Here is a 3,825-nt window from a genome sequence, read left to right as displayed (position 1 = left end):
TGTTTTGCCGTCGGCGGCCATCGCAGGAGATATGATGGTCACTGATGCTGCGAGGATGAGGCTCGCGATGGCGGCCCTGCGAGTGGTTGAAAAATACAACATGGCGGGTTTCCCGTATTCGACGAGTTTCGGCGAAGCTTTGATCGGATGTGCCGGATCCGGCTGAGCCGTACACCAACGAGCCGCAGCCGGGAATAGGGGCGTTGCGTGCAAACTGCCCGACGGGCAAATCAGATCGCCTGTCCCGCCAATCAATGTCCAGCCCCGCTGCGAAAAATATTCCGCTTGGGCCGTTGCTAAAATCAATTCTAAAAATAAACCGTCCCGTCTCATCGTCACGAACGCGGGGCGGGATGCGGTGGACGCGGATGGCGCTTCTGACGAGAGCGCCTGAAGCGGACGGCGAAGTCGTGTGGTCCCGACGCCCCGACGCTGGCGTCAAGTCTCGCGGAACTGTCCGCGAGGTGATGGTGACAACCAGGCCCGGTCACCAGGGAGAGCACGAAGGAAACCGTTAAAACCATTGCGCGGGGAAAGCCGGGCGTTCCGGCGAACCTGTGGCTTCTACCCCTGTGCTTTTTTGTTGCACAGGGGGCTGCGGGTGCGCCAAGCACCCGGCTTTCCCTGCGCCCTCTGTTTTTCGAGGGGCACAAGTTCCTGCAAAACTCGGGCGCCTCGCGTCGCGGGAAGGCGAAAATGTGTCTGCGAAGGATGGGCTGTTTAATTGGGGGCGGTATGCACGCAAACACACTTGTCATGCCCGGGCTTGACCCGGGCATCCGTCCGTCTTCGCAAGAAGTTGTTTCGAAGAAGATGGATTGCCGGGTCAAGCCCGGCAATGACGGTCTCTAGATCTGTTTTCGACTTGGCTGTTTGAAATTCATATCATGAACGCGTTTGCCCCGCAGGTGCACGCCGGCAACGTTAAGCATAAGCAGCGTCACACCTGACTTCACGTAATTTTGCGGATACACATCCCGCGCCGCAGCCTTTAACTCACTCCTGAGATGTCTTCCAAATCGCTTGATTCAGCACCGGCCTGCCGGACCTGCCATACCGCCATGGTCCTCAGCGGGATCGTACCCTGTGCCGAAGGCTACGATATGTGGTCCTACCGCTGCCCAAATTGCAGCGAGACCTTCATCATGGTCGCCGCACGCGCCGCCGATAGCGCTTCGCGTTCGGAGCGGCGCGTGGTGGCGAGGCACCCGGTGATAACTTCCGGAACGATCGAATTTGGCGGCGGCGAGATCGCCTGCACGGTTCGCAATCTGTCCGCCGCGGGCGCAGAGCTGGATTCGACCGGCCGCGCGCGAATTCCGCAACGTTTCACCTTGATTGCCGAAGGATCGCATCTGCCCTGCCAGGTGATCTGGCGCAGGGAAGGGCGGATCGGTATTGCTTTCGATTGAGCGGCAGGCCTTTTACGCGGCGCCGGTGATGCGCCGGTCGCGGTTGGCCTCGAGGTAATACAGGCGCTTGGCGTGCAGCATCTTCATGTCGGCACGCTTGACCACCTGTTCCAGCCGGTCGCCGGGCCGGCTGGTGGCGATCCCGGTCGAGATGCTCAGCGGAAATTCCGGATAATACTGGTTGTTGACCTCGATCAGTTCCGCGAGCGAGGCGAGCACGGCTTCGCCGCCGGCGGCGTCGGTGCCGGGCAGCAGCACCGCGAACTCGTCGCCGCCGATCCGCGACACCGAGGCTGGCTTTGCGACCAGCGAGCCGAACACTTCGCCGGCCCGGCGCAGCAGCGCGTCGCCGACGCCATGGCCGAGTTCGTCGTTCGCGGTCTTCAGCCCGTTGAGGTCGGCGATGATGATGGTGACCGGCTTTGGTCCCTTGCGGTCAAGCCGGTTGAGCTCGTCGACAAAGAACGAGCGATTCAAGGTGCGGGTCAGCACGTCATGGGTGCCGAGATATTCGAGATAGGCTTCCGCCTTCTTGCGCGCGGTGATGTCGGTCAGCGCGACCTGCACCAGCGACCAGTCGTGTTCATGGTTGGGCAGCACCGAGAATTGCAGCAGCAGATGCAGCTTGGTGCCGTCGAGCGCATAGTTCACCACCTCGCGCTGCTGGAACAGCTTGCCGTCCCACAGGTCGACGAGCTGCTCGCGAAAATGCGGCGCCATCTCGTCGCGGAACACGTCAGCGAGGTTGCGCAGCAACGTCTCCTTGTCGGGCGCGCCGAACAGTTCGAGTGTGCGGCTGTTGACCTCGAGCACGCGGATTTCGCTCATGCAGCGCGGGACGAATTCCTCATGCACATCGGTGAAGACACGGAAGTCCTCGACGCCGCGGGCGCGCACGTCGTCGACCAGGCGTTTGACGCCGCTGAAATCCTCCACCCACAGCGAGACCGGCGAATGGGCAAACAGGCCGAACGCGTAGGTCTCGCTGTCCGCGAGACGGCGCCGGGCGCCTTCGCGCTCGGTGACGTCCTCGATCGCGATCATGACGCGGTCCCAGCTCGCTTCGTGACCGGGAAGGATGGTGCCGTTGACCTGGATATCGAGGCGTTCGCCGGCCAGCGTGTAATTGACCGAGTGGCTGGCGAAGCTGGTCTGCCCGTTCCAGAACTGGGCCAGTTCGTCGGCATAACTCTTGAAGGTGTCGTCGCGCATCACCTGGCCGAGGTTGGCCATCAGATGCGCGAGATCGCGCGCGCCAAACAGCGACAGGGTCTTGCGGTTGACCTTGAGGATGCGGATCCGCTCCGAGCACTGCCGCACGCGGTCGGGGTCGGCGGCGAGGAATGCCTTGATGTCGTTGACGCCTTCCGCGTGCCACTGTTCGAACAGCGCCTTGACCGCGCTATAGTCCTCGATCCAGAGCGAGACTGGCGCGAGGTCGAACATCTTGGCGTCGTCGGTGGCGGGCATTGGAAATCAAATGACCGGGTTGGATGTCGCTCCATCCTTAGACACAACTCGTTAAAAATGTCTCAGGCCGCGGATCGCAATACGCTAGCTGATTCGCAACGCGGCGTGACCAGATGGTTCCGCCCGACCACCTCATTTCGGCGCCTCGGAAGGGTTCGATTCAGCGTAATTCTTGAGCGTCTGCATCATTCTTTCGTTTTCGGCGCGGAACATCCCCACCAGCAATGGCATCAGCAACTTCACAGGCCCCTGAGGCGACAGTTCGATGGTGCGCAGAAGGTGAACGGAAGCACCATCCGGGGTCAGTGTGTGCAGGAGCTTGATGCCGATCACGCCCAGCGCGCGCGGCTTCAAGGTCATCGGCTGCTCGAACGCCAGCCGCGTCGGCCGATCCATTTGCGTGAGCACGCCGCGCCTTGTGCCGAACGGTCCCGGCTCCAGATAGGTGGTGCCGACCGCGATCGGCCCCTCCGAGATCCGGACCGTCCCGCGGAACGCCGCCGACGGCGGAAGCCAGCGGTCGTAGTCGCGCAGCTCAGCCAAGAGCGAAAAGACCCGCTCGGCGCTGGCACGGATCTCCGCCTCGAATTTCAGCTCGATCATGCGACCTCGTTCGGGCGTGGTCCAGATATCAGCGGGTCCGCGATCAGCCGCTGCCTGCCGCAGCGGCGCGCCTCGGCCGGCGAACGGCTCTCACCTTACCGCTGCCTCCGCCTCCGCAAAAGAACTGATCGGCGCCATCGGACTCGAGCCCTGACACTCCCACGCCAGGCGGCATCTCGATCTTCTCCAGTACCTCTCCCGTTTGAGGATCAACTCGCCTCAAATCGCTTTCCTCACCTTCCCAGGTCCCGTGCCAGAGCTCGCCGTCGATCCAGGTCACCCCGGTGACGACGCGTTTGGATTCGATGGTGCGAAGGATCGCGCCGGTTTGGGGATCGAC

General features: G+C 62.4%; 3 protein-coding genes and 1 pseudogene. 1 reads left to right on the top strand and 3 read right to left on the bottom strand.

The features are described 5' to 3' along the window. Positions 1–1,061 precede the first annotated feature (1,061 nt). A complete protein-coding gene (locus ABR948_RS29090; protein WP_428124697.1) occupies positions 1,062–1,412 on the top strand; it encodes a PilZ domain-containing protein in 351 nt (116 codons plus the stop codon). A 12-nt stretch (positions 1,413–1,424) separates the two neighbouring features. On the opposite strand, the gene ABR948_RS29085 is transcribed toward ABR948_RS29090, so the two are convergent. The 3 genes and pseudogenes from ABR948_RS29085 to ABR948_RS29075 all read right to left on the bottom strand — a co-directional run. Then, positions 1,425–2,882: a sensor domain-containing diguanylate cyclase gene (locus tag ABR948_RS29085; protein ID WP_428124694.1), complete on the bottom strand. Its 1,458-nt coding sequence runs from the start codon at positions 2,880–2,882 to the stop codon at positions 1,425–1,427. A 132-nt stretch (positions 2,883–3,014) separates the two neighbouring features. Beyond that, positions 3,015–3,485, bottom strand: a complete 471-nt coding sequence (locus ABR948_RS29080) for an SRPBCC family protein (protein WP_428124692.1) — start codon at positions 3,483–3,485, stop codon at positions 3,015–3,017. A 43-nt stretch (positions 3,486–3,528) separates the two neighbouring features. After that, positions 3,529–3,825, bottom strand: a pseudogene (locus ABR948_RS29075) (glutamine cyclotransferase); the annotation flags it as partial.

Source organism: Bradyrhizobium sp. (assembly GCF_050014615.1).
Taxonomy (GTDB): domain Bacteria; phylum Pseudomonadota; class Alphaproteobacteria; order Rhizobiales; family Xanthobacteraceae; genus Bradyrhizobium.
This window is presented reverse-complemented; position numbering and strand designations above follow the sequence as displayed.

Coding starts and splice junctions, on each gene's coding strand:
- ABR948_RS29090 (WP_428124697.1), top strand. CDS start 1,062: ATGGTCCTCAGCGGGATCGTACCCTGTGCCGAAGGCTACGATATGTGG.
- ABR948_RS29085 (WP_428124694.1), bottom strand. CDS start 2,882: ATGCCCGCCACCGACGACGCCAAGATGTTCGACCTCGCGCCAGTCTCG.
- ABR948_RS29080 (WP_428124692.1), bottom strand. CDS start 3,485: ATGATCGAGCTGAAATTCGAGGCGGAGATCCGTGCCAGCGCCGAGCGG.